The following is a 25,805-nucleotide window of genomic DNA, read 5'->3' on the forward strand; positions in this document are numbered from 1 at the left end:
CGGTGTGGTATACGGGAGAGTAAGGGAAAAACTATCATACAGCTGTGAAAAGAGTACAGATGTGAAATCGAACATTTGTACTTTTTTTGCGTCCCGGCCTATATACTTTTATCCCTATATTTGGTATAATGTCCGAAAAAGGCAGATGTGGATCCGGGGCAGCAGCGTATTTCACATTTATTAATGATACAGAAGAAAGTGATGTGAATGCTATACATTTTTGAGCATGGCTTATTTTGGACTTATCAAAAATAACCAGGGAGCACCTTTCGTGCATACAAGTATGCCCTGAAAAGACGGGCAAAGCTAAGGAGAAGATTTTATATGGATCATTTTGAACTAGTATCACAATACAAGCCCACCGGTGACCAGCCTCAGGCGATCGCCGACCTTGTCAGGGGCTTTAAGGAGGGCAATCAGTGCGAGACCCTCCTGGGCCTCACCGGCTCGGGAAAAACCTTCACGATGGCGAATGTCATCCAGCAGCTGAATAAGCCGACGCTGATCATCGCGCACAACAAGACTCTGGCAGCGCAGCTCTACGGCGAGTTCAAGGAATTTTTCCCGAACAATGCCGTAGAGTACTTTGTGTCCTAGTGTGCCGGGGCCGTGAAATGGGGGATATCTGGTGCTTTTTCGTGATGTTTCGTCCAGATTTTGTGGACGGAATAGGACGAAACGGACTGGATGATACCAGGCGGACAAAATGATTTTGTGACTTTTTGCAGGAAAAATTTGTAATGATAAAAAGCTATTGAATTTAACGGTGAAGATTATGAAAAAGAAAAAAGAAATATCTATAGTGCGCTCTTCGGCAGCAGAGTATTTGACGTTTATTACTGCTACAGGAGAAAGTGATGTTAATGCTATATATTTTGACGAAAATGTTTGGCTGACCCAGAAAATGATGGGGCTTCTTTACAATGTGGAGACTCATACGATTAATTATCACTTAAAGAAGATATTTGCTGATGGAGAATTAGATGAGAATTCAGTTATTCGAAAATTTCGAATAACTGCTTCAGATGGGAAAAGCTATAACACAAATCATTATAATTTAAAAGCGATTATTGCTGTGGGAAATAAGGTTGACTCTCCGAGAGCAGTTCAGTTTCGAAAATGGGCGAATGGAATTATAGAAGAATTCACGATAAAAGGCTATACTATGGATGATGAACGACTAAAAAACTTTGGAACTGTACTGACAAAGGACTATTTCGAAGAGCAGCTGCAAAGAATCCGCGAGATTCGATTATCTGAAAGGAGATTTTATCAGAAGATCACAGATATTTATGCAACTAGTATAGATTATGATCCCAAGGCAAAAACAACGAGACTGTTTTTTGCAAAGGTTCAAAACCAGTTGCACTGGGCGATTCATGGGGAAACAGCGGCAGAGGTAATCTATCATAGAGCGGATAGCGAAAAAGAACACATGGGTTTACAGACATGGAAGGATGCTCCTAATGGTAAAATACAAAGATTTGATGTTACAGTTGCGAAAAACTACTTGACCGAACAGGAGCTTTCGGCTATGGCTCGAATTGTTAATGCTTATTTAGATTTGGCGGAAATGCGTGCGGAAGAACATATTCCTATGACGATGGAAGATTGGGCAGAGCAATTTGAGGGTATTTTAAGATTATCGAAGAAAGAAATTTTAACGCATGCGGGAAGTATATCGGCTCAAATAGCGGAAGAGCATGCGTTAAGTGAGTTTGAAAAATACCGTGTAAAACAGGATAGATTGTATCAGAGTGATTTTGACCGAGTATTATTGGAAGAGAAAATTGATTCGAAAGAATAGTATCATGATTTAAAAATTGGCTGGAGAAAAGTGTCGGAATTTGGTCTGAAAATACAAGTATACAAATTTTTTGATGTTATACAAAAGAGGAAGAGAACAATGGAGTGGTATATATATGCATTATTATTTGTTATAGCGATAGTTACAGTTCATTTAGTCTCCTGGGTAGGAAATGTATTACATAGTGTGCCAAATGGAGGAGCAAGTGGATATGCAGTTTTTACGTTTCGTGGTGATCAAGATAGATCAATGTCAACTAACATTCTAATGAATATTTTATTTCCGAATATTGTATTGATTTTTATGCACATGTTCTGTTATAAAGAAAAAATTGACGTTTCATCAGATCAATTATTCTACTATGTTTGTTTTTATTATACATATAGAATAATTTTGATTTGTTTTATATTAAGGAGAAAGGAATTATTATCGATTCATTATGAATTTACTAATCTTATATTGGGAATATTAGTTGCACTTTTTTTGGTAAAAAAATTTTTGACAATTCCAGAGCAAGTTTTTATTCCAATATCTGAATTGGTTAATGAATTTTGGTTAGTGATTATAGTTCTTGTGTTTAAATTTGTAATATTAATTTTCGATAAAATTTTTCGGCAGAACACAGTTGTAAATGAAAATATGTTAGACGAATATATTCGAAATAAGTTTAAGAAATTTTATCGGAAATATAAAGATAATCTATACATTACCAAAGATGATAATAGATTGTGGATTTTAGTTTTCTCTATTATGATTTTTGAAAATTATAATAGAGGTAGTATTATTAGAATAATTGAAAAAATCAAAATTCATTTCGGCTTTACAGCGACAACAGGAATTATGCAAATAAGATCTAATAAAAATATATCAGATGAAGAGAGTATTTCTTTAGCGTTTGATAAATTGAAAAATGAAATTGTGATAGGGAATGTTGAGTCAGACGATGAAAGCCAAATTGAATATTATGCTGAACAGTATAATCCTGATAAGGATTATTCGAAGTCTGTATCGTTTATATATCAACACTTATATAAGTATATAAGTGATAATCGACGGCTTAAACATGAATTTTATTTAGACAATAATAATCAAGGCGAAAAGGAAAAAACTGAACAACAAGATACGCCTATTTGTCCTTTTGAAGAAAATAATTATGTTACATTAGATGATATTGTAACTATGAGTGGTTTAAAGAAAAAACAGGTATGGGAAAAAATAAAGAAGAAAAAAGTTGTAGCTTATTTTGACGAAGATATAGTGAAGGAAGTATTTAAAGTAGGATTCCCTAAAGGCTAAGAATAAAAAATACTTTCACCAGGAGAGAGTTTATCATGGATCATTTTGAATTAGTATCAGAATATAAACCAACCGGTGACCAGCCTCAGGCGATCGCCGACCTTGTCAGGGGCTTTAAGGAGGGCAATCAGTGCGAGACCCTCCTGGGCGTCACCGGCTCGGGAAAAACCTTCACGATGGCGAATGTCATCCAGCAGCTGAATAAGCCGACGCTGATCATCGCGCACAACAAGACTCTGGCAGCGCAGCTCTACGGCGAGTTCAAGGAATTTTTCCCGAACAATGCCGTAGAGTACTTTGTCTCCTACTACGACTATTACCAGCCGGAGGCCTACGTCCCCTCCTCGGACACCTACATCGCCAAGGACTCCTCCATCAACGAGGAGATAGACAAGCTGCGGCTGTCGGCCACAGCCTCCCTGGTGGAGAGAAAAGACGTGATCGTGGTGGCCAGCGTGTCCTGTATCTACGGTCTGGGCGAGCCCAAGAATTTTGAGAAGATGATGGTCTCCCTGCGGCCCGGGATGGAGAAGGACAGGGATGAGGTGCTGCGTCAGCTCATTGACATCCAGTACGAGAGAAATGATATGGACTTTAAGAGAGGCACCTTCCGCGTGCGGGGAGACGTGCTGGAGATCATCCCGGCCAATGAGGCGGAGACAGCCATCCGGGTGGAGTTTTTCGGAGATGAGATCGACAGGATCACACAGATCGACGTGCTCACTGGGGAGATCAAGGGAGAGCTGGAGCATGTGGCCATCTTTCCGGCTTCCCATTACGTAGTGCCGGCGGAGCAGATACGCCGTGCCGCGGACGCCATCGAGGAGGAGCTGGAGGAGAGGATCCGGTATTTCAAGAGAGAGGACAAGCTCTTGGAGGCGCAGAGGATTGCGGAGAGGACCAACTTTGATGTGGAGATGCTCAAGGAGACAGGCTTCTGCTCAGGGATCGAGAACTATTCCAGGCATCTGTCCGGGCTGGAGCCGGGGCAGCCCCCCTACACGCTGATGGACTTTTTTAAGGATGATTTCCTCATTATCATCGACGAGTCCCACAAGACCATTCCCCAGATCGGGGCCATGTACCACGGGGACCAGTCCAGGAAGCGGACGCTGGTGGATTACGGCTTCCGCCTGCCCTCGGCGCTGGACAACAGGCCCCTGAGCTTCCGGGAGTTTGAGGAGAGGATAGACCAGATCCTGTTTGTGTCCGCCACACCGGGAGACTACGAGGCGGAGCATGAGCTCCTGCGGGCAGAGCAGGTGATACGTCCCACAGGACTTCTGGACCCGGAGGTGGAGGTGCGCCCTGTCGAGGGACAGATCGACGACCTGGTGGCTGAGGTCAAAAAAGAGATTGAAAAGAAAAACAAGATCTTGATAACTACCCTGACCAAGCGGATGGCGGAGGACCTGACTGATTACATGAAGGAGCTGGGCATTCGGGTGAGATACCTCCACTCGGACATCGACACCCTGGAGAGGACGGAGATTGTCCGTGATATGCGCCTGGACGTCTTTGATGTGCTGGTGGGCATCAATCTCCTGCGGGAGGGCCTGGATATACCGGAGATCACTCTGGTGGCTATCCTGGATGCGGACAAGGAGGGCTTCCTCAGGTCTGAGACATCGCTTATACAGACCATCGGGCGCGCGGCCAGAAATGCGCAGGGCCATGTGATCATGTATGCGGACACCATCACAGACTCCATGCGCCAGGCCATGGACGAGACACAGAGAAGACGGGAAATCCAGATGGCCTACAATGAGGAGCACGGAATCACGCCCACTACCATCCAGAAATCGGTCCGGGACCTGATCAGTATTTCGAAAAAGGTGGCTGCCGAGGAGCTGCGGATGGAGAAGGACCCAGAGTCCATGAGCAGAAAAGAGCTGGAAAAGCTGGTAAAGGAGCTGGACAAGCAGATGAGGCGGGCGGCTGCGGACCTGAATTTCGAGGCGGCTGCAGAGCTGCGTGACAAGATGACAGAGCTGAAAAAGCAGCTTCAGGATATGGACGAGGAATAGCAGCAGGGATAAAAAGACATGTATAAAACAGAGCCCGCAGGCAAAGCATAAGATAAGGAGACGAGGAAAAATGGCAGCAAAAAGCGGCACAAAATATATCAAGATCAGAGGTGCCAATGAGCACAATCTGAAAAATATAGATCTGGATATCCCCAGAGATGAGCTGGTGGTCCTGACAGGCCTGTCAGGCTCGGGTAAATCGTCCCTGGCCTTTGACACCATCTATGCGGAAGGGCAGAGAAGATATATGGAGTCTCTCTCCTCCTACGCAAGGCAGTTCCTCGGACAGATGGAAAAGCCCAATGTGGAGAGCATAGAGGGGCTTCCCCCGGCTATTTCCATTGACCAGAAATCTACCAACAGGAATCCCAGGTCAACGGTTGGGACAGTGACGGAGATATACGATTATTTCCGGCTTCTCTACGCCAGAGTAGGCATTCCCCACTGTCCCAGGTGCGGCAGGGAGATACGGAAGCAGACAGTGGACCAGATGGTGGATCAGATCATGGCGCTCCCGGAGAGGACCAGGATCCAGCTTCTGGCTCCGGTGGTGCGGGGGCGAAAGGGGACACATGCCAAGCTGTTTGAGAGGGCGAAAAAGAGCGGCTATGTGCGTGTCCGGGTGGATGGCAGCATGTACGAGCTCTCAGAGGACATCGCGCTGGACAAAAATATCAAGCACAATATCGAGATTGTCGTGGACCGGCTTGTGGTAAAGCCGGGCATTGAGCAGCGCCTTACCGATTCCGTGGAAAGTGTGCTCCACCTGGCGGAGGGGCTTCTTGTGGTGGATGTGATAGGCGGGGAGCCTATGAATTTCAGCCAGAGCTTTTCCTGCCCGGACTGCGGCATCAGCATTGACGAGATAGAGCCCAGGAGCTTTTCCTTCAACAACCCCTTCGGGGCCTGCCCGGAGTGCTACGGACTGGGCTACAAGATGGAGTTTGACGAGGACCTGATGATCCCGGACAAATCCCTGAGCATCGACGAGGGGGCCATCGTCGTCCTGGGCTGGCAGTCCTGTGCGGACAGGGGGAGCTACACCAGGGCTATCCTGGAGGCGCTGGCCAGAGAATACAAATTTTCGCTGAGCACACCCTTTAAAGATTATCCGAAGAAGATACACGATATACTCATCCACGGCACCAACGGGAAAGAGGTGAAGGTGCATTACCGGGGCCAGCGTGGAGAGGGCGTCTATGACGTGGCCTTTGAGGGGCTGATCCGGAGCGTGGAGCGGCGCTACAGAGAGACCGGGTCCGAAGTGACAAAGGCCGAGTACGAGACGTTTATGCGCATCACGCCCTGCCATGAATGCGGCGGCCAGCGGCTGAAGAAGTCCTCCCTCGCAGTGACGGTGGGAGGCATGAACATTGCCCAGATCACGGCCCTCTCTGTGGAAAAACTGCAGGAATTCCTGCAGGATCTGGAGCTGACGCACCAACAGACGCTGATAGGCGGACAGATCTTGAAGGAAATCCGGGCAAGGATCCAGTTTCTCATGGATGTGGGGTTGGATTATCTGACTCTGGCGAGAGCCACCGGCTCTCTCTCCGGCGGGGAGGCCCAGAGGATACGCCTGGCCACCCAGATCGGCTCCGGTCTGGTGGGCGTGGCCTACATCCTGGACGAGCCCAGCATCGGGCTCCACCAGAGGGACAACGACAAGCTGCTCGGTACCCTGAAGCACCTGCGGGACCTGGGCAATTCCGTCATTGTGGTGGAGCACGACGAGGACACTATGCGGGAAGCAGACCATATCGTGGATATCGGTCCCGGTGCAGGGGAGCATGGCGGCGAAGTGGTGGCCCAGGGCACGGCAGAGGAGATCATGAAGAATAAAAGCTCCATTACCGGCGCATATTTAAGTGGCAGGATGAGAATCCCGGTCCCCGCGGAGAGAAAAAAGCCCACAGGGTGGATCAAAGTGGTGGGGGCACAGGAGAACAACCTGAAAAATATAGATGTGGACATCCCCCTCGGGGTCATGACCTGCGTCACCGGCGTGTCCGGCTCCGGCAAGAGCTCCCTTGTCAACGAGATCGTGTACAAGCGGCTGGCCAGGGAGCTGAACCGCGCCCGGACCATCCCTGGAAAGCACAGGGACATCCTTGGCATCGGGCAGTTGGACAAGGTGATCGACATCGACCAGTCGCCCATCGGACGCACGCCCCGGTCCAATCCGGCAACCTACACAGGCGTGTTTGACCTGATCCGTGACCTCTTCGCTGCCACTCCGGATGCCAAGGCCCGGGGCTACAAGAAGGGCAGGTTCAGCTTCAATGTGAAGGGCGGACGCTGCGAGGCCTGCAGCGGGGACGGTATCATAAAGATCGAGATGCATTTCCTCCCGGACGTGTACGTGCCCTGCGAGGTGTGCGGAGGAAAGCGGTATAACCGTGAGACCCTGGAGGTCCACTATAAGGGAAAGAATATCTACGATGTGCTGGATATGACGGTGGAGGAGGCTCTGGAGTTTTTCGAGCCGGTGCCCAGCATCCGCAGGAAGATGGAGACGCTATATGATGTGGGGCTCTCCTATATCCGGCTCGGACAGCCCTCCACAACCCTCTCCGGCGGGGAGGCCCAGAGGATCAAGCTGGCCACGGAGCTGAGCAAGAGGAGCACGGGAAAGACCATCTACATCCTGGATGAGCCCACAACAGGACTTCATTTTGCCGACGTGCACAAGCTGACGGAAATCCTGCGGCGGCTCGCCTCTGACGGGAACACGGTCCTTGTCATCGAGCATAATCTGGACGTGATCAAGACGGCGGACTACATCATTGACATCGGACCCGAGGGGGGAGACCGGGGCGGGACGGTAGTGGCCTGCGGGACCCCTGAGGAGATCGCGGCCAACCCGGCCTCCTACACGGGAAAATACATTGACATGATGCTGAAAAAATAGACCGCTGTGTCCGCGCGCCGGCGGAGAGGGGAGCGGACATAAGAAAGTTTTAAGAAAAAATGCTTTCCATTTTCAGGAAAGTTTATTATAATGTTATGTGCATGCAGGAGCATGTGTGGACCGCGAAAATACGGTAAATCTGACGAAAGATGACAGATCATATAAATGACATAAACAGCTCGTGTGAAAGGAGACATTGCGCATGTCAGTAGATATCGGAATCGATTTGGGTACAGCAAGCGTCCTTGTGTACATCAAAGGGAAGGGCGTTATTTTAAAGGAGCCCTCTGTGGTGGCTTTTGACCGGGATACCAACGCCATCAAAGCTATCGGCGAGGAGGCAAGGCTCATGCTCGGCAGGACCCCGGGGAATATTGTGGCTGTGCGTCCTCTGCGCCAGGGAGTTATCTCCGACTATACAGTGACAGAGAAGATGATCAAATACTTTGTGCAGAAGGCCATGGGCCGGCGCACATTCAAGAAGCCAAGGATCAGCATCTGCGTTCCCAGCGGCGTGACGGAGGTGGAGAGGAAAGCTGTTGAGGAGGCCACCTACGCGGCCGGCGCCCGTGAGGTGCTGCTCATCGAGGAGCCTGTGGCAGCAGCTATCGGAGCGGGGATTGACATTTCCAAGCCCTGCGGGAACATGATCGTGGATATCGGCGGAGGTACCTCTGACATAGCGGTCATCTCCCTGGGAGGAACGGTCGTTAATACGTCCATCAAGATCGCGGGAGATGATTTTGACGAGGCCATTGTGCGCTATATGAGGAAGAAGCACAACCTGCTCATCGGAGAGCGGACAGCGGAGGACATCAAGATCAAGATCGGCACCACCTACCCCCTTGTGGAGGAGGAGTCCATGGAGGTGCGGGGCCGCAACCTGGTGACCGGCCTGCCAAAGACAGTCACGGTCACATCCTCCGAGACGGAGGAGGCCCTCCGGGAGACGACCAGCCAGATCGTGGAGGCCGTCATCGGCGTCCTCGAGAGAACGCCGCCGGAGCTCTCCGCGGACATCCTGGACCGGGGGATCGTGCTCACCGGGGGCGGCGCCATGCTGCGGGGCCTGGAGGAGCTCATCGAGGAGAGGACAGGCATCAACACGATGACAGCCGAGGACCCCATGAAGGTGGTTGCCATTGGAACGGGACAGTTTGTAGAGTTCATGAGCAATCGGAAAGAGATTTAGAGACAGTCTGCCGCCGGAATGATTTCCGGCGGCAATTTTACATTGCAAAGAGGACGTATCTTACATGGAAGAAGTAAAAGGGTATGTGGAGCACATTGTATTTCGCAATGAAGACAACGGCTACACGGTATTTGATCTGAATAACGAGGACGGGGAGCTGACCTGCGTGGGGACCTTCCACTATATCAGCGAGGGGGAGCTGCTGAAGCTGACCGGGGAGTACGTGACCCATGCCCTCTACGGAGTCCAGCTCCAGGTCCAGACCTCGGAGGTGTGCGAGCCGGAGGACCTGGTCTCCATAGAGAGGTATCTGGGCTCGGGAGCCATCAAGGGGCTGGGGGCTGCCCTGGCGGGGCGCATTGTCCGTCGGTTCAGGGAGGACACCTTCCGCATCATCGAGGAGGAGCCGGAGAGGCTGGCGGAGGTCAAGGGTATCAGCGAGCGGAAGGCCCGGGAGATCGCGGAGCAGATCGAGGAGAAGAAGGATATGCGCAGAGCCATGATCTATCTCCAGAAATACGGCATCAGCACCACCCTTGCCGCCAGGATATACGACTATTACGGGAACAGGCTCTACCAGGTCATGGAGGAAAATCCCTACCGGATGGCGGACGATATCAGCGGTGTGGGCTTTAAGACAGCGGACGAGATCGCCCGGAGGATCGGCATCCGGGCAGACTCGGACTATCGGATACGGAGCGGCATTTTCTACACCCTTCTCCAGAGCGTGGGGGAGGGGCATGTCTATCTCCTGGTGGAGGCGCTCCTTCGCAGGACAGGGGACCTGCTGGGAGTGGAGATCCGGCATATTGAGAAATATCTCATGGACCTTGCCATGGAGAGAAAGGTGGTCCTCAAAGAGGGGGAGGACGGGAAAAGAGTCTATGCGTCCAACTACTATTACCTGGAGCTGAATACGGCAAAGCTGCTCCACGACCTGAACATCACCGGAAAGGTGGATCGGAGCGATGTGAGGAGGAAGCTGGCTGCCATTGAGGAGCACATGGATATGCCCCTGGACGAGCGGCAGCGGCAGGCGGTGGAGGAGGCGGTGGGGAGAGGCGTCATGATCCTCACCGGCGGACCGGGAACCGGAAAGACCACCACCATCAACGCCATGCTCCGGTACTTTGACAGCGAGCAGATGGACATCCGGCTGGCAGCCCCCACGGGGCGGGCAGCCAAGAGGATGACAGAGGCCACCGGCTGGGAGGCCCAGACCATCCACCGGCTGCTGGAGGTGAACGGAAATCCGGAGGAGGAGGGGGCCGGCACCGGGTTCCAGAGAAATATGGAAAATCCCCTGGAGGCAGATGTCATCATCATTGACGAGATGTCCATGGTGGACCTGCCCCTCATGCACGCCCTCCTCTGCGCTGTGTGCCCGGGCACCAGGCTGATCCTGGTGGGGGACGTGAACCAGCTCCCCTCCGTGGGCCCCGGCAGCGTGCTGAAGGATATGATCGCCTCGCAGGCCTTTGCGGTGGTGGAGCTGACCCGGATCTTCCGCCAGGCCGGAGAGAGCGACATCGTGGTAAACGCCCACAGGATCAACCGGGGAGAGCCGGTGGTGCTGGACAACAAGAGCCGGGATTTCTTCTTCCTCAAGCGCCAGGATGCCAACACTATCATCAGCGTCACCCTCACTCTCATCCAGAAAAAGCTCCCCAAATACGTGGGGGCCACCCCCTACGACATCCAGGTGCTGACGCCCATGAGGAAGGGGCTCCTGGGTGTGGAGCGGCTCAACCGGATCCTGCAGGAGTACTTAAACCCGCCAGATCCGTCCAAGGCGGAAAAGGAGTACGGAGAAAAGCTGTTCCGGGTGGGCGACAAGGTCATGCAGATCCGGAACAACTACCAGCTTGAGTGGGAGATTTCCACAAGGTACGGTATGACTGTGGACAAGGGAGTGGGCATCTTCAACGGGGACATGGGGATCGTGAAGGCTGTCAACAGCTACGAGGAGACCCTGTCTGTAGAGTATGACGAGCACAGGGTTGTCACCTACCCCTTCCAGCTGCTGGACGAGCTGGAACTGGCCTACGCCATCACGATACATAAATCCCAGGGGAGCGAGTACCCCGCGGCGGTCATCCCCCTCCTGTCAGGGCCCAGACAGCTGTACAACAGGAACCTGCTGTACACGGCGGTGACCAGGGCGAGAAAATGTGTGACCATCGTGGGGAGTGAGACGGTATTTCAGAGTATGATACAGAACGACAGCCAGCAGGACAGGAACACAAGTCTGGACGAGAGAATACGGGAGTTTTGCCAAGACGATATATAAATGAAAAGAAGACTGCAGACAAGCAGAAGCCTGAAAATGGAAAGAAGCATTAGGAAAGCAGCGAAGAGGGCATTGGAGGCCCTGCTGCGCCTCCTGTATCCCAACACCTGTCCGCTGTGCGGCAGGGTGACGAGAGAGCGGGTGTGCCCGGCCTGCGCCGACGCCGTCCGCCCTATAGGAGAGCCCATCTGCAAGAAATGCGGGAAGCCTGTCAGAGATGAGCAGGCGGAGTACTGCCGGGACTGCAGCCGCGTCCGCCACTATTTTGACGAGGGGCGGGCGCTGTGGCTCCACCGGGGACAGGCGGCCTGGTCCGTCTATCAGTTTAAATTCCACAACCGCCGCATTTACGCCGGGTTTTACGCCTCTGAGATGGCCCGGGTCCACGGCGCATATGTGAGGCGCAGCCGCGTTTGCCTCATCATCCCCATTCCCCTGGGCAGGAGGAAGAGGAGGAGACGGGGCTTCAACCAGGCGGAGGTCCTGGCGGGGGAGCTGTCCGGGAGGCTGCAGGTTCCCGTGGACGCGGCCCACCTGGTGAGGCGGCGGGACACCGTCCCCCAGAAGAGTCTGGACCCGGCTGCCAGGCGGGAGAATGTGCGGGGGATATTTGCCTGGACAGGATGCTCCCTGGAGGGGCGGAATGTGCTCCTCGTAGATGACATATACACGACCGGGAGCACCCTGGACAGTGCGGCCCGGACACTGAAAAAGGCGGGGGCTGAAAAAGTTTACTTTTTAACTATAAGTATTGGACAAGGGTACTGATATTTGCTATACTGAAAATAATGAGTAAAACCAGAAAATATACACTTTGAGGTGCTTTATGTTAGACAAACGAAAGATCAGGCTGATGACCAGACTCGCCCTCTACGAGCAGAACGAGGGCAGGGAGGATATGAAGATCAGCGCCTACTATAAAAAAGACTATGTGAGTATGAAGATGATAGCCACCTTTATCTGGACTACCATCGGGTACGTGTGCGCTATGCTGCTTGTCCTTGCCTGGGGCATGACCGGGTGGATGGAGAAGCTGACGCTGGCCCTCATCTTCATGCTGGCGGCGGTGGTCATCCTGGGGTATCTGGCTCTCCTGATCATTACATTTATCATCACCAGCAGGATATCCAACAGGAAACACAGAGACGCGAGAATGCGGATGAAGAGATATAACCACGGCTTACTTCAGTTGATGAAAATGTACGAAAAGGAGAATAAATAACCATGGATAATTTATATGTCATAAAAGGCCAGCTCCAGCAGGTGTATGCGAAATATTCAAGATTCATAGACAAGGGTATCCAGTTTGTCCTGGCTCTGGCAGCATTCTACATGATCAACCATGACCTTGGATTTATGAGCCTTCTGTCCAATCCCCTGATCACGCTGGGCCTGGCAGTCATCTGCGCCTTCCTCCCGATGATCGTCACAGTGCTTGCGGCGGCCGTCCTGATCCTGGTGCAGATGGCGTCCGTGTCCCTGGGCATCATGGCTGTGACAGCGGCGGTGTTTGTGATCATGTTTGTGTTCTATGTGAGGTTCAGCCCGAGGACGGCAGTGATCCTTCTCCTGACACCGCTGGCGTTCCTGTGCCATATCCCCTATGTGATCCCCGTGGCCTTCGGTCTGGTGGGGACGCCCGCCAGTGTGGTGGCCATCATCTGCGGGACAATCGTGTACTACATGATCGACTATGTGAAGACATCCGCGGCTGCCCTGGAGAGCGGAGGGGCAGAGGGGATGCTCGGGCAGCTCATGACCTATCTGCAGCAGGTGTTCCAGAACAGAGAGATGATCATCCGGATCATTGCCTTTGTGATCGTCCTGTTCCTTGTATACCAGGTCCGCAGGATGTCTGTAAACCATGCGTGGAAGAGCGCGTCCGCGGCAGGCGCCGTGGCAGGCATCGTTATCGTGGCGGCCGGCAGCGCTGTGCTGGATGCGGGCGTTTCCTACCCTGAGCTGATCCTGGGGAACGCAGCCGCGGTAGCCGTGGGACTGGTGCTGGAACTTTTGTTCTTCGCTGTGGACTATTCCAGGGCGGAGAGTGTCCAGTACGAGGATGATGAATATTATTACTACGTGAAGGCAGTGCCGAAGATCGTTGTGGCCGCACCGGAGAAGACGGTGAAGCGCATCAACAGGCGCGAGGAAAAGCAGGAGACGGAGATCATAGATACGGATGAGATCCGCAGAAAGAGTGCGGAGGGCGGCGAAGCCAGAAAAGAGAGCGGGAATAGAGCCCAGAAGGGACGAGCTGCCGGAAAGCCTCGCTCTCCCCGCAAAAAGGCAAGCCAGATCACCGGGAATATGGATCAGCTCCTTCTCACCAGAAGCCTTCAGAAGGAGCTCCATCTGGACGAAGAGGAGCGGAATGATTAAAGACGGGAAGTGAATGCATGGAAGCAAGGATTACGCAATTCTTTGAGAGATATATACGAAATGCCTATTTCCCGGAAATGCATCTGACAGACATCGTCGAGATACTGATCATTGCATTTCTGGTGTACCAGATCATGATATGGATCAAGAACACGAAGGCCTGGATGCTGCTCAAGGGCATCCTGGTCCTTGGTGTATTCATTTTTGTGGCCTTTCTTTTCCAGATGCACACCATACTTTGGATCGCGAGCAACTCTCTGACCGTCCTTGCCACGGCTCTGATCGTGGTGTTCCAGCCGGAGCTGCGGCGCGCCCTGGAGAAGCTGGGAGAGAGAAAATATATCAGCGCGGTCATGCCCTTTGACAGCACAAAGGACAAAGGCCGTTTCAGCGAGGAGACGATCGATGGGATCGTGGATGCCTCCTATGTTATGGGAAGGGCAAAGACAGGAGCCCTCATTGTCGTGGAGCAGGCCATCAAGCTGACAGAGTACGAGAGCACAGGCATCCAGCTGGACTGTATCGTGTCCAGCCAGGTGCTCATCAATATATTTGAACACAACACACCCCTTCACGACGGTGCCATCATCATCCGGAACGACCGGATCGTCTCCGCGACATGCTATCTTCCCCTGTCCGACAATATGGGGCTGAGCAAGGAGCTGGGGACAAGGCACAGAGCGGCGGTGGGCCTCAGCGAGGTCAGCGACGCCCTCGTCATCGTGGTGTCCGAGGAGACCGGGTACGTGTCCGTGGCCCAGGGAGGGGTGCTGGACCGCAACATTTCCCGAGAAAAGCTCAGGGAATACCTGGAGGATATCCAGAACAAGCGGAGCGAATCACGCAGCATATTAGCAAAATGGAAAGGAAGGCTGATCCATGAAAAAAAGTCTGACAAATAATATTGGCCTGAAGCTCCTTGCATTTATCTTCGCTTTTATGCTGTGGCTGCTCGTGGTGAATATAGACGATCCGGTGGACACGAAGACTTTTGACGATATCCCTGTTTCCATCGAATATACAGAAGTAGTGACCCAGGACCAGAGGTCCTACCAGGTGCTGGACGGGACCGATACGGTCAGCGTGACTGTGTCCGCCACCAGGTCGGTCCTGGAGAAGATCAGCGCAGAGAACATCGTGGCCACCGCGGATATGCGTGAGCTGTACCTGGAATCCCAGATTCCCATAGAGATCACCATTCCGGGCTATGAGTTTGAGACTGCCACCGCGAGCCCGAGAAACGTGCAGGTAAAGATCGAGCAGAATAAGAGCGATACATTTCCCATAACAGTGACCACCACAGGCACGGTGCGGGACGGGTACGTGCTCGGAAACGTGCAGGCAGACCCGGAGAGAGTCACTGTCAACGGACCTGAGTCGGTCATCGACCAGATCAGCAAGGTGGTGGCGGAGGTGAATGTGTCCGGCCTTTCTTCAGATTCCTCCATCGACGCGGTGCTGACCTACTATGACGAGGACAACAACGAGATCAGCGCGGACCAGCTGGCAAACAACCTGGGGACCACGGGAGTGAAAGTCAATGTGACCCTCTATCACACGGCCCGCATCCCGTTGACCGCGGATACCTCCGAAGTGACGGCAGCGGACGGATATTCTATCTCCGAGGTCACCTGGACGCCGGAGGAGATCCAGCTGGCCGGGGAAGAGGAGGTGCTGGACGCCCTGGAGGAAATCCGCATACCTGCGGACGCCATTGACATTACCTCCATCTCCCAGCGGACAGAGAAGACGGTGGACATTACACCTTACCTGCCAGAGGGGACGAGGCTGGTGGATGAGAACGGGAACAACATCCTTGTGACGGCCCGGGTGGCGAGAGAGGGCACGAAAAGCTTCGATATACCCGTGGGCTCGATCACTGTCAACAATCTGGACGACGCGCTCACTGTTTCCGGATACGGGAGCGGAGATGACCTGGAGGTCCACATCGGCGGCCCCCAGGAGCAGCTGAACAGCCTGGAGCTCAGCGACCTGGCGGTGAGCATTGACCTGAAAAACTGCACGGAGGCAGGAGAATACGAGGTGCCGGTGACTATCACCCTCCCGTCAGACGCTCCCGACTGTACAGTGGAGACTTCAGTGACAGTGAAGGTCACTCTGGAAAAGAGAACGACAGCGGCAGACAACAGTGATAATGCCGAAGAAGATACGGATAATGAATCATCAGGAGGTTAAAGTATCATGGTAAGTAAAAAGGTGGTCATCAACAATCCAACGGGGCTGCATCTTCGCCCGGCGGGCATCTTCTGCAACACGGCAGTGCAGTTTGACTGCAAGGTCACATTCCAGCATGACACCACAACAGCCAACGCCAAGAGCGTGCTCAGCGTCCTGGGCGCCTGCATCAAGAAGGGCGATGAGATCGAGCTCATCTGCGAGGGCTCTGACGAGGAGGAGGCCCTGGCGGCCATGGTGAAGGCGATAGAGGACGGGCTGGGGGAGTAAGTAAATATGAAGAAGAAAAAGGAAATGCTGTATTATCTTCCATTTGCTCTGCTGCTTCTGGCAGAGCTGATAATACATTGGAAAATCGATCTGAATGTAGTGGGGGGAGATGATACAGTATTTCTCGCCTATTCGCAGGAGGAGGGCTTTTCACTCCTTCCCTGGCTTGCGGAACGATATATGACCTGGTCATCCCGCACGGCCATAGAGGCAGTGCTGATGCTGATGGTCAATCTGCCGGCAGTTGTCTGGCGCATTGCAGATTCCTTTGTGGTGGTCATCGGTGCGGCGGCGCTGACCAGACTGCTGGAGAGGAGAGAGTACAGGGAATATTACAGCTTTTTTATATCTCTCATGTTCCTGGCGCTCCCGTACAGCTATATGTCGCTTGCCGGATGGATCGCCACGTCTCTGAACTATATGTGGCCGCTGGCGTTCGGGCTGATAGGTATCTACCCTGTCAGGAAATACATTGAAGGGGAAAGGATCCGTCTGCCGGAAGGTATTCTCTGCACGGTCTGCCTTATTTTTGCGGGTAGTTCGGAACAGATGGCGTTTGTGCTGCTGGCTTCCTACGGATGCTGCGGCGTATATCTTCTGTGTGGCAAAGAGAGAAGACGAATCTGGCAGCAATGCAAATATTATCTGCTGCAGACAGCATTAACATTATTATGCTTCGTTTATATCCTGGCCTGTCCGGGAAACGCGATCAGAAGCGCTTCCGAGACGGCGACCTGGCTCCCGGAATTTGCTTCTTATTCCCTCTTAAAGAAGATAGAGCTGGGCGTAACGGTTACGATAAAATCAATCTTTGTACAGGAAAATATAGGATTTCTTGTCATGACATTCCTTCTGGCAGCCCTGATCTGGCAGTATCGGAAGAATTGGGGGTGTCGGATCATGGCACTGATACCCGCGTTCATCATGCTGGTGTTTACTGAGATCAGGCAGCTTCTGGGCAGTGATCATCCGTTTTTGAATTTAAACACGATAGAGGGCATTGGGCTGATCCTGGTATGTGGGATTGTTCTGCTGGATTTTTATATTTTAATGGGAAAGAGTCCGCAATTCCTGCTTGTGTCAGGTGTATATGCTGCCGCGCTTGCCACAAAAGCGGTAATTGGATTTTCTCCGACAATCTACACGTCAGGGGAACGCACTTCGTGGGTTATGGATGTGCTGTTTTTGGGGTGTGTGGCTGTTCTCCTCTCCAAATGGGATTTTAAAAATAAGCAGGCCAACATCATTTTGAGTATGGCGCTTTTGTTCGCGTGTGCGCCAAGTATTTTACTGAATTATGTAATGTGTGCGTAGGAGCGCAGTGAAAAAGGCTGCGGGCAGTTTGTTTGCCCGCAGCTTTTTAATAATCTTCTTTTGAAGGAATGTTGGTTTCCTGCACAATGTAGATTGGCCGTTTTTTGACTTCGAGGTAGGCTTTGGATAAATATTGTCCTAAAATCCCTATGCTGAATAGCTGCAGCCCTCCTATAAAAAAGAGAACGCACATAGTGGACGGATATCCGGCGACAGGTTCCCCGAATACAAGGGTTTTCCAGATGATGATCAGTATTAAAATAAACGCTATAAAGAGAAATAGCATTCCAAAAGCCGATGCAATGGAGAGCGGCGTGGTGGAAAATGCCGTGATCCCGTCCAGGGAATAGAGGAATAATTTCCAGAAGGACCACTTTGTGGAACCTGCAACCCGCTCTACGTTTTCATACTCCAGCCATTTTGTCCGGAAACCGACCCAGCCAAAGATTCCTTTTGAAAACCGGTTGTATTCTCTAAGGGAAAGAATGGCATCTGTCATTTGGCGGCTCATAAGCCGAAAATCCCTGGCCCCATCTACAATATCAACGTTGGAGATCTTGTTGATGAGCCGGTAAAAGCATCTCGCAAAGAAAGAGCGTATAGGAGGTTCGCCCTTTCGTGTCACTCGCCTTGTGCCGATGCAGTCATACGTGCCATTCTTTATCAGCTCGTACATCTCCAGAAGCAATGAAGGCGGATCCTGCAGATCGGCATCGATCATGGAAATGTAGTTGCCGGAGGCATTTTCCAGACCAGCATAAATTGCGCTCTCTTTTCCGAAGTTTCTGGAAAAGGAGATGTATTTAACCCGGGAATCCTTTGTGGAGAGTTCCCGGAGCAGCGACAGAGTCTGATCCCTTGAACCATCGTTGACAAAAAGCAATTCAAAATCCACACAATGTTTTTCTTTCAATTCCAAAGCTACTTTGCATATTTCTCTATAAAAAAAGGGGAGAGCCTCCTGCTCATTAAAGCAAGGAACAATGACTGAAATCAGATCTGACATGTTAATTTGACATCCTTTCCATCCGAGTGAAATAAATTATATGCTATTATCATACAATGAATTTCACGTGAAGACAAGAACTGAGCCCTTTTTAACGACAAGTTTATACAGGTATATAGTTTGCCACGTCTTGAAAAGAACTATATTTTGCGTTATAATACTACAAGTTTAGATTATAAGGAGAAGTATGCTATGGGAAAAGCTACTCTGGTCATTATGGCCGCTGGAATAGGAAGCCGTTTTGGTGGTGGAATCAAGCAACTGGAGCCGGTAGGGCCAAACGGAGAGATTATCATGGATTATTCCATATATGATGCGCTTGAAGCGGGATTTGACAAAGTTGTGTTTGTGATCCGGAAGAATCTGGAGAAGGATTTCCGGGAGATCATTGGGGAACGGATTGAAAAGCAGGTGGAGACTGCCTACGCTTTTCAGGAGTTGGATGATATACCGGAGGAATATAAGGGGAAATTCCAGGGAAGAACAAAGCCCTGGGGAACCGGACAGGCTATCCTTTGCTGCAAAGACCTGGTACATGAGCCGTTTCTTGTCATCAATGCTGATGATTACTATGGAAAAGAGGCATATAAAGAAGCGTATGACTATCTGAAGAAGATGAAAGAAGCCCCAGAGTCTGATAAGCTTCCGGTGTGCATGGTGGGGTTTGTCCTGAAAAATACGCTCAGTGACAACGGCGGCGTGACCAGAGGAATATGCAGAGTGGATGAAGCTCATATGCTCACAGACATCGTGGAAACGCACAATATAGTCAAAACTGAAGATGGAGCTGCTGTTGAGACAGCGGATGGAAGACAAGATATAGATGTTGAATCCGAGGTCTCCATGAATATGTGGGGCCTTACTCCTAGATTTTTTGGGATTTTGGAAACTGGCTTTGCTGATTTCCTAGAGAAAACAGCAGCGGAGGATTTCAAGGCAGAATACCTTTTGCCTACAATTATAGGGGAACTCCTGAAAGCGAAAAAGGTGGATGTGAAGGTGCTGCAGTCCAAGGACAAATGGTTCGGTGTTACATACAAGGAAGATAAAGAGACGGTTGTGAGTTCGATTAAAGAGCTGATCAGCCAGGGACATTATCAGAAGAGAGTGATGTAATGAAGAAATTATTGTCACAGATCATAAAATTTGGCCTTGTCGGTTTCCTGTGCTTTTTTATTGATTATGGCATCATGGTTTTTCTGACGGAAGTTGCCGGTGTGCATTATCTCCTTTCATCAGGGATATCCTTCACTGTGTCTGTGATCGTCAACTATGTCTTAAGCCTGACATATGTGTTCGAGACTGAAAAGGGAAATCGGATTAAGGAGTTTATCATCTTTGTAGTGCTCAGTGTGATCGGGCTAGGGATTAATCAGGTGCTGATGTGGTTCTGTGTGGATATATTGGGAATCTTCTATATGATATCCAAGATAGGGGCTACAGCGGTAGTGATGGTGTACAATTTTATTACGAGAAAAAAGATTTTGGAGGTACGGCATTGAAATATATTCTGACAGCAGTTTATTTATTTTTTACGACGAGCGGAATTTTCCTGCTAAAGTCAGGCGGAGACTCTATTCAGTTGTCCTTTGCCAAGGGAATTGAATTTAAAATAAATTATATTACGCTTTTAGGATTTGCATGTTATGCGGTGAGTTTCATCTTGTGGCAAAAACTTCTGGTAACATATGATTTGTCCTATATTGTTCCTTTGACCGCTGGGCTTACTCAAATTATTATACTTATTATTGGTGCAGTCGTTTTTCATGAGCAGGTTAACTGGATAAGCGTGTTGGGAGTGTTTTTTGTTATTGTCGGTGTTATGATGCTTACATATGTAAGAAAATAGAACTATAAAAGAAAGTGAATCAGGGAGAGAGTATGAAAAAAATTAGCTTTATCGTACCTTGTTATAAGGTGGAACAGTATTTGCCAAGGTGTCTGGAGTCGCTTGTTAACCAGACTTTAGATGATATAGAGATTATATGTATTAACGATGGTTCGCCAGATAATTGCATTAATATTCTGCACAGTTATCAAGAAAAATATGGTGATAAAATAGTCATCATAGATAAAAAGAATGAAGGTGTATGGCGAGGCAGACATGACGGTGTTAAAATTGCAACAGGAGAGTATATAGGTTTTGTGGATTCGGATGACTATGTTGCTCTTGATTATGCCGAAAAGTTATATAAAGCAGCGAATGAGTATAAGGCAGATATCTCTGTATGTGGCTTTGACAGAATAGATTTGGAAACAGGAAAACTATATTCGCGAGAAATGTGTAAGGGCCCGGATAAAAATTTTGATATCAGGAAGAATCCGGAAAAAATTCTGACTTTGAATGGAGCGCCATGGAACAAAATATATAAAGCGCATCTTTTAAAAGAAATGGAAGATTTGCCTCATCCGCCCAGAATCTTGGATGATATGATGTTTCTTCTTCTGGCATATGTCCATGCAAAAAGGGTGGCGTTTGTTCCAGAAAGTCTTGTTTATTATATGATACGTTCTGATTCGATCATAAATACAATTAAAGAGGAACAGATAGATTCCACATATAGAGCTATGATAGAGGTTAAAGATGTCTATAAAAGATGTAATCCGAAGATGATTCCGTTGATTGACGCAATGGCCTTTCTGCATTTAGGGGTTTCTTTAATGTTCCGATTGTCGTACGATCCAAACTGTGATTTGAGTAAAGCAATTCATAGGAATATCAAATTCATGGACAAGTACTTTTCAGGATGGAGGCGCTGCAAGTATCTTACGATATCCTATATGCGAAAGAATGGCTTTGATAATTTAAAACTCTGGGTAGTCAGATGGGTGTATCGCGTTCATTTGTTCAGAGTTTTTCTGGCGGTTTATAAATTTATGATTAATAAACTTAAAATTGATATTAAGTGGTAAAGAGGCAGAGGTATTAATAATGAAGAAGAAATATGATTATCTTATAGTTGGAGCCGGACTTTTTGGGGCTGTTTTCGCAAATGAAATGTTTCAAAAAGGGAAAAGCTGTCTTGTGATTGAAAAGAGAGACCATATTGGTGGCAATATTTATACCCAAAATATGAATGGGATTAATGTACACCTCTATGGGGCGCATATTTTTCATACAAATAATCTCAAAATATGGAATTATATACAACAGTTTGCGGAGTTTAACAGATATACGAATTCACCGGTTGCAAAATATAAGAATGAATTATATAATCTTCCATTCAATATGAACACCTTTTCAAAAATGTGGGGAATCAGCACTCCCGATGAGGCAAAAAAGATTATCGAGGCACAGAAAAAGGAAATAGAGGGTGTTCCTCAAAATCTTGAGGAACAGGCTATTTCTCTCGTGGGAAGAGATATATATGAGAAACTGGTAAAAGGTTATACAGAAAAGCAATGGGGGAAATCAGCCACAGAGCTTCCGGCTTTTATCATCAAGCGACTGCCGGTGAGATTTGTCTATGACAATAATTACTTTAACGATAAGTATCAGGGAATCCCAATTGGAGGATATACTCAGATAGTAGAAAAAATGTTAAAAGGGATAGAAGTGAAGCTGGGAGTTGACTATTTCTCTGACAAAGAGAAATGGGATGAGTTGGCAGAGAAAAAAGTGTTTACCGGAATGATAGATCAGTTTTATGACTATTGCTACGGTGAACTTGAGTATCGATCTCTGAAATTTGAAACGGAACAGCTGAATGTGGAAAACTACCAGGGGAATGCGGTGGTTAATTATACAGAGTACGATATTCCGTATACTCGTATTATTGAGCATAAGCATTTTGAGTTTATGTGCCAGAGTGATAACAGGTGCGACCATACAATCATTACGAAAGAATATCCGGCAGACTGGAACAGGGGAGATGAACCTTATTATCCTGTGAATGATGAAAAGAATACAAAAATATATGAAAGATATAAGGAACTGTCAATGCGTGAAAGTAATGTTATTTTTGGCGGAAGATTAGGAATGTATAAATATTTCGATATGCACAATGTCATTGAGGAGGCGCTAAAATGTGCAGAAAGAGAAATAGAAAAGGAATAGACAGATGAAGAAGTTGATAATAATACCTGCGTATAATGAGAGTGCCAGTATACAGTCTACTGTCGAAGCAATTAAGAGAGATGCAAAGGGTTTTGATTATGTGGTCATAAATGACTGCTCAACAGATCAGACAAGAAACATTTGTGAAGAAAACGGATATAATATTGTCAATCTGCCGGTTAACCTTGGTATAGGGGGGGCTGTACAGACGGGGTACAAATACGGGATGAAATATGGTTATGATATTGCTGTTCAGGTAGATGGTGACGGGCAGCATGACCCTAAGTATCTTATGGAGATGTCGGACTATCTTCTGGAAACAGGGGCGGATATGATTATTGGCTCCAGGTTTATTAAGAAAGAAGGTTTCCAGTCTTCGGGCGCAAGAAGGGCGGGAATAAAATATTTCACTTTTTTGATTAAATTGCTGACAGGAAAAACTATAACAGACCCAACCTCCGGGCTTCGCATGGTAAATCGGGATGTGATGAGTTTTTTTGCTCATGATTATCCGAAGGATTATCCGGAGCCTGAAAGCGTGGTGGCTGTACTTCGAAGTGGAAGAACAGTAAAAGAAATACCGGTTATTATGAGGGAGAGAAGTGGAGGAGTGTCTTCTATTTCTCTGAAAAAATCAGTTTACTATATGGTGAAAGTATCCCTGGCAATTCTAATTGAAAAGATACGTCCGAGAAATGGGAGGTCAAGATGAATATACGGTTGCAAATTATAGTTGCTGTTATTATTATAATCGCTCTTGCTGTGATCATAAATATGATACGTAAAAAAGCCCTGGAGCTGAGATATGCTCTGGCATGGCTGCTCGTAGGAGTAGGAGTACTGATACTTGATATTTTCCCTGGAATTATGGAAAAATTGGCAACTGCGCTGGGAATTTATTCCCCTGTTAATATGCTGTTTTTCATGGGGTTTTGCTTTTCATTAATCATTATTTTTGTGCTTACGATTGCAGTGTCACGTATGTCCATTCGAATCAAGAATTTAACTCAGGAACTGGCGTTGCACGAGAGGGAAAATAAGGAGACAGATTGAAAAAACAATAGAAATTTGCTATACTGACGATGTTTTTAAAGTGGATTATAGCTTAGGAAGGATGAAAAGGAGAATGAATAGAGGAAAAAGAAAAACGGCTTGGTTTCTTTCTATAGTGATGTTTTTAAGTGTTCTGTTCAGTGGAAATGTTTATGCGGCAGATGACGCAACTACAGATTCATCGCAGAATAATATCAATGTAGAGGCGGAACAGAATACAGGGAATGAAAATGGAACAATTCCTGAGGAGAATAGCAATATAGAGACGCAGGAGAATCCCAGTGACACTGAACAGGGTCAACAAGCTGAAGCGGCAGAGGATGCAGATCAGACTGTTCAGGATTCATCTGTACAAAATCAAACAGAAACTGTAGGGGACAACGTTCCGGCGGAGCAGGGGCTCATCAATTATGTGGGAGTAGACTACCCATATCTGGAAACGCCGGCTGATCAGAACATTGTCATTTCATACGGTGATGGGAGTGAGAATGTAAGCGATGCCAGACTCGTTGCCCAAAAAGATGATGGAAATACTCTGGAGATGGCACTTTCTAAAAAGGAAAGTGAATTATTCCTTTTCACATATAGCTTTGATGAAACAGCGTCTGGTATATATAAATTGACAGACTTTATTTATACTCAGGATGGGGTGGAACAAACCATAAATCTTGCAGACATAGGTATAGAGTCTATGTTCGGCGTTAATGAAGAATATCCAGGTTATGGCGAGAATTCCGAAGAGAGCGCCGAGGAGGTTACGGCTCAAGAATTGGAAATGTCTGTTGTTGATGTGGCGACAAGTGAAGTTGAAGCGGCAACGGCAGATGTGGAAGAGGCGATTGAAGCGACAGAAGAGCAGGTTGACACTACACAGGTAAGCAGAGCCAGCCGCGCGGCAGTTACAAGTAAATCGGATAATCTCGTTGTTGTACTGGACCCGGGGCATGGCGGATATGACGGTGGAGCATCAGCTAATGGCCTTGTTGAGAAAAATCTGACTTTGAAGATTGCACAGTATTGCAAGGTGGAACTGGAGCAGTACAACGGCGTTAGCGTCTATATGACAAGAAATGATGACCGGTACCTGGATATTGATGAGCGTGTCAATATAGCTGCTGATACTTATCATGCAGATGTACTTGTTAGTATACATATCAATTCCGCATCAGCAGCGGCAAACGGTGCTGAAGTTTACTATCCGAATGCCAACTATAATCCATCTGTACATGAGCCGGGGAGAAATCTTGCTCAGCAGATCCAAAATCAGTTGGTTGCTCTTGGCTTAACTGATAGAGGGATAAAAGTGCGGGATACGATCAATGATGTTTATCCGGACGGTTCCAAGCAGGATTACTATGGGATTATCCGTTACAGCAAACAGCATGGTTTTCCGGGGATTATCGTAGAGCATGCGTTTATTTCTAATCCGAGTGATGCGGCGAAACTGGCGCAGGATAGTTTCCTTCGGCAGTTAGGAATTGCTGACGCTACAGGAATAGCGAACGCATATGGATTGAGTAAAATTAATGTTAGGGCCACTGAAAAAGTAAATGTATCGGATAATGAAAAGAAAGCTGAAGTAACAGCTTTTGTTACGGAAGGAAAAGAAGATATTTCTAAACTTTCTGTAGCTGTTTGGGGAAATGTTAATGGTCAAAACGATCTTCGTTGGTATGATTTGAAAGAGACCTCTAATAATGAGTGGAAGGTGTCATTTGATATTTCGAATCATGGAGAGAACGGAACATATTATTCGGATTTGTATGTAATAAGAAAAAATGGATTTACAACTTATTTGGATTCTCAAACATTTCATATAACCAGCCCGATGGCAGATGTGAGTATTGGTGCGTATGATAAAGCGAGTGGTACATTTGAACTGACAGCTAGCAATATTCAGTGTCCATCAGGAGTAAAGAAGATAGAATTTCCTGTATGGAAAGAAGGGGATCAGGCAGCGACCGTATATTGGTATACGGCCAAAAAGCAGGCAGACGGGACATA

General features: G+C 48.5%; 22 protein-coding genes and 1 pseudogene. 22 read left to right on the top strand and 1 reads right to left on the bottom strand.

All coding sequences use genetic code 11. The features are described 5' to 3' along the window. Positions 1–324 precede the first annotated feature (324 nt). The 14 genes and pseudogenes from B5E62_RS15810 to B5E62_RS15875 form a co-directional block, all read left to right on the top strand. Positions 325–594, top strand: a pseudogene (locus tag B5E62_RS15810) (DEAD/DEAH box helicase family protein); the annotation flags it as partial. A 181-nt stretch (positions 595–775) separates the two neighbouring features. After that, positions 776–1,807 carry a virulence RhuM family protein gene (locus B5E62_RS15815; protein ID WP_087175498.1) on the top strand — a complete coding sequence of 344 codons (1,032 nt, stop codon included), beginning with the start codon at positions 776–778 and terminating at the stop codon, positions 1,805–1,807. Between the two features lie 99 nt (positions 1,808–1,906). Continuing rightward, positions 1,907–3,103, top strand: a complete 1,197-nt coding sequence (locus B5E62_RS15820; protein ID WP_087175481.1) for a hypothetical protein — start codon at positions 1,907–1,909, stop codon at positions 3,101–3,103. Between the two features lie 35 nt (positions 3,104–3,138). Continuing rightward, positions 3,139–5,130 carry an excinuclease ABC subunit UvrB gene (uvrB, locus tag B5E62_RS15825; RefSeq protein WP_087175482.1) on the top strand — a complete coding sequence of 664 codons (1,992 nt, stop codon included), beginning with the start codon at positions 3,139–3,141 and terminating at the stop codon, positions 5,128–5,130. 70 nt (positions 5,131–5,200) lie between these two features. Then, on the top strand, positions 5,201–8,041 hold the full coding sequence (uvrA, locus tag B5E62_RS15830) for an excinuclease ABC subunit UvrA (RefSeq protein ID WP_087175483.1): 2,841 nt from the start codon (positions 5,201–5,203) through the stop codon (positions 8,039–8,041). A gap of 202 nt (positions 8,042–8,243) precedes the next feature. Then, a complete protein-coding gene (locus B5E62_RS15835) occupies positions 8,244–9,233 on the top strand; it encodes a rod shape-determining protein (protein ID WP_076776924.1) in 990 nt (329 codons plus the stop codon). 64 nt (positions 9,234–9,297) lie between these two features. Beyond that, positions 9,298–11,523, top strand: coding sequence for an SF1B family DNA helicase RecD2 (gene recD2 / locus B5E62_RS15840; protein WP_087175484.1), 2,226 nt, complete (start codon positions 9,298–9,300; stop codon positions 11,521–11,523). 36 nt (positions 11,524–11,559) lie between these two features. Beyond that, positions 11,560–12,291, top strand: coding sequence for a ComF family protein (locus tag B5E62_RS15845; protein ID WP_087175499.1), 732 nt, complete (start codon positions 11,560–11,562; stop codon positions 12,289–12,291). A gap of 58 nt (positions 12,292–12,349) precedes the next feature. After that, positions 12,350–12,745: a hypothetical protein gene (locus tag B5E62_RS15850; protein ID WP_087175485.1), complete on the top strand. Its 396-nt coding sequence runs from the start codon at positions 12,350–12,352 to the stop codon at positions 12,743–12,745. A gap of 2 nt (positions 12,746–12,747) precedes the next feature. Continuing rightward, positions 12,748–13,905, top strand: a complete 1,158-nt coding sequence (locus tag B5E62_RS15855; RefSeq protein WP_087175486.1) for a hypothetical protein — start codon at positions 12,748–12,750, stop codon at positions 13,903–13,905. Positions 13,906–13,922: 17 nt separating this feature from the next. Further along, entirely contained in the window at positions 13,923–14,807 is an 885-nt protein-coding gene (gene cdaA / locus B5E62_RS15860; protein ID WP_087175487.1) for a diadenylate cyclase CdaA, read from the top strand. Continuing rightward, complete coding sequence (locus B5E62_RS15865; protein WP_087175488.1) at positions 14,785–16,101, top strand: CdaR family protein; 1,317 nt, start codon at positions 14,785–14,787, stop codon at positions 16,099–16,101. Before cdaA ends, B5E62_RS15865 begins: the two co-directional genes overlap by 23 nt. 6 nt (positions 16,102–16,107) lie before the next feature. Continuing rightward, a complete protein-coding gene (locus B5E62_RS15870; protein WP_033126822.1) occupies positions 16,108–16,371 on the top strand; it encodes an HPr family phosphocarrier protein in 264 nt (87 codons plus the stop codon). A 6-nt stretch (positions 16,372–16,377) separates the two neighbouring features. Continuing rightward, the gene (locus B5E62_RS15875) at positions 16,378–17,685 is read left to right on the top strand and encodes a DUF6056 family protein (protein WP_087175489.1); all 1,308 of its coding nucleotides are present in this window, start codon (positions 16,378–16,380) and stop codon (positions 17,683–17,685) included. A 46-nt stretch (positions 17,686–17,731) separates the two neighbouring features. Here B5E62_RS15875 and B5E62_RS15880 read toward each other — a convergent pair whose 3' ends face one another. Next, positions 17,732–18,691, bottom strand: coding sequence for a glycosyltransferase family 2 protein (locus B5E62_RS15880; RefSeq protein ID WP_087175490.1), 960 nt, complete (start codon positions 18,689–18,691; stop codon positions 17,732–17,734). A 192-nt stretch (positions 18,692–18,883) separates the two neighbouring features. On the opposite strand from B5E62_RS15880, the gene B5E62_RS15885 reads away from it, so the two are divergent. The 8 genes from B5E62_RS15885 to B5E62_RS15920 form a co-directional block, all read left to right on the top strand. Then, positions 18,884–19,807, top strand: coding sequence for a sugar phosphate nucleotidyltransferase (locus B5E62_RS15885; RefSeq protein ID WP_087175491.1), 924 nt, complete (start codon positions 18,884–18,886; stop codon positions 19,805–19,807). Next, positions 19,807–20,193 (top strand): GtrA family protein, encoded by a 387-nt coding sequence (locus B5E62_RS15890; protein WP_087175492.1) that lies wholly within the window; start codon positions 19,807–19,809, stop codon positions 20,191–20,193. The genes B5E62_RS15885 and B5E62_RS15890 overlap by 1 nt, the downstream gene beginning before the upstream one ends. Next, complete coding sequence (locus tag B5E62_RS15895; RefSeq protein ID WP_087175493.1) at positions 20,190–20,540, top strand: hypothetical protein; 351 nt, start codon at positions 20,190–20,192, stop codon at positions 20,538–20,540. The genes B5E62_RS15890 and B5E62_RS15895 overlap by 4 nt, the downstream gene beginning before the upstream one ends. Positions 20,541–20,572: 32 nt before the next feature. Then, positions 20,573–21,604, top strand: a complete 1,032-nt coding sequence (locus B5E62_RS15900) for a glycosyltransferase family 2 protein (protein ID WP_087175494.1) — start codon at positions 20,573–20,575, stop codon at positions 21,602–21,604. A 19-nt stretch (positions 21,605–21,623) separates the two neighbouring features. Next, complete coding sequence (glf, locus tag B5E62_RS15905) at positions 21,624–22,748, top strand: UDP-galactopyranose mutase (protein ID WP_087175495.1); 1,125 nt, start codon at positions 21,624–21,626, stop codon at positions 22,746–22,748. A gap of 4 nt (positions 22,749–22,752) precedes the next feature. Continuing rightward, entirely contained in the window at positions 22,753–23,460 is a 708-nt protein-coding gene (locus tag B5E62_RS15910) for a glycosyltransferase family 2 protein (RefSeq protein ID WP_087175496.1), read from the top strand. After that, entirely contained in the window at positions 23,457–23,801 is a 345-nt protein-coding gene (locus B5E62_RS15915; protein WP_087175497.1) for a DUF2304 domain-containing protein, read from the top strand. The genes B5E62_RS15910 and B5E62_RS15915 overlap by 4 nt, the downstream gene beginning before the upstream one ends. A 73-nt stretch (positions 23,802–23,874) precedes the next feature. Further along, positions 23,875–25,805: N-acetylmuramoyl-L-alanine amidase (locus tag B5E62_RS15920; protein WP_206414340.1), on the top strand; the 1,931-nt coding region annotated here is incomplete at its 3' end.

Origin of the sequence: Lachnoclostridium sp. An118, from assembly GCF_002160985.1 — a bacterium.
GTDB lineage: Bacteria > Bacillota > Clostridia > Lachnospirales > Lachnospiraceae > Claveliimonas > Claveliimonas stercoravium.

Excerpts from the sequence above, each read along its gene's own strand:
- B5E62_RS15815 (WP_087175498.1), top strand. The coding sequence starts at position 776 with ATGAAAAAGAAAAAAGAAATATCTATAGTGCGCTCTTCGGCAGCAGAG.
- B5E62_RS15820 (WP_087175481.1), top strand. The coding sequence starts at position 1,907 with ATGGAGTGGTATATATATGCATTATTATTTGTTATAGCGATAGTTACA.
- uvrB (WP_087175482.1), top strand. The coding sequence starts at position 3,139 with ATGGATCATTTTGAATTAGTATCAGAATATAAACCAACCGGTGACCAG.
- uvrA (WP_087175483.1), top strand. The coding sequence starts at position 5,201 with ATGGCAGCAAAAAGCGGCACAAAATATATCAAGATCAGAGGTGCCAAT.
- B5E62_RS15835 (WP_076776924.1), top strand. The coding sequence starts at position 8,244 with ATGTCAGTAGATATCGGAATCGATTTGGGTACAGCAAGCGTCCTTGTG.
- recD2 (WP_087175484.1), top strand. The coding sequence starts at position 9,298 with ATGGAAGAAGTAAAAGGGTATGTGGAGCACATTGTATTTCGCAATGAA.
- B5E62_RS15845 (WP_087175499.1), top strand. The coding sequence starts at position 11,560 with ATGGAAAGAAGCATTAGGAAAGCAGCGAAGAGGGCATTGGAGGCCCTG.
- B5E62_RS15850 (WP_087175485.1), top strand. The coding sequence starts at position 12,350 with ATGTTAGACAAACGAAAGATCAGGCTGATGACCAGACTCGCCCTCTAC.
- B5E62_RS15855 (WP_087175486.1), top strand. The coding sequence starts at position 12,748 with ATGGATAATTTATATGTCATAAAAGGCCAGCTCCAGCAGGTGTATGCG.
- cdaA (WP_087175487.1), top strand. The coding sequence starts at position 13,923 with ATGGAAGCAAGGATTACGCAATTCTTTGAGAGATATATACGAAATGCC.
- B5E62_RS15865 (WP_087175488.1), top strand. The coding sequence starts at position 14,785 with ATGAAAAAAAGTCTGACAAATAATATTGGCCTGAAGCTCCTTGCATTT.
- B5E62_RS15870 (WP_033126822.1), top strand. The coding sequence starts at position 16,108 with ATGGTAAGTAAAAAGGTGGTCATCAACAATCCAACGGGGCTGCATCTT.
- B5E62_RS15875 (WP_087175489.1), top strand. The coding sequence starts at position 16,378 with ATGAAGAAGAAAAAGGAAATGCTGTATTATCTTCCATTTGCTCTGCTG.
- B5E62_RS15880 (WP_087175490.1), bottom strand. The coding sequence starts at position 18,691 with ATGTCAGATCTGATTTCAGTCATTGTTCCTTGCTTTAATGAGCAGGAG.
- B5E62_RS15885 (WP_087175491.1), top strand. The coding sequence starts at position 18,884 with ATGGGAAAAGCTACTCTGGTCATTATGGCCGCTGGAATAGGAAGCCGT.
- B5E62_RS15890 (WP_087175492.1), top strand. The coding sequence starts at position 19,807 with ATGAAGAAATTATTGTCACAGATCATAAAATTTGGCCTTGTCGGTTTC.
- B5E62_RS15900 (WP_087175494.1), top strand. The coding sequence starts at position 20,573 with ATGAAAAAAATTAGCTTTATCGTACCTTGTTATAAGGTGGAACAGTAT.
- glf (WP_087175495.1), top strand. The coding sequence starts at position 21,624 with ATGAAGAAGAAATATGATTATCTTATAGTTGGAGCCGGACTTTTTGGG.
- B5E62_RS15910 (WP_087175496.1), top strand. The coding sequence starts at position 22,753 with ATGAAGAAGTTGATAATAATACCTGCGTATAATGAGAGTGCCAGTATA.
- B5E62_RS15915 (WP_087175497.1), top strand. The coding sequence starts at position 23,457 with ATGAATATACGGTTGCAAATTATAGTTGCTGTTATTATTATAATCGCT.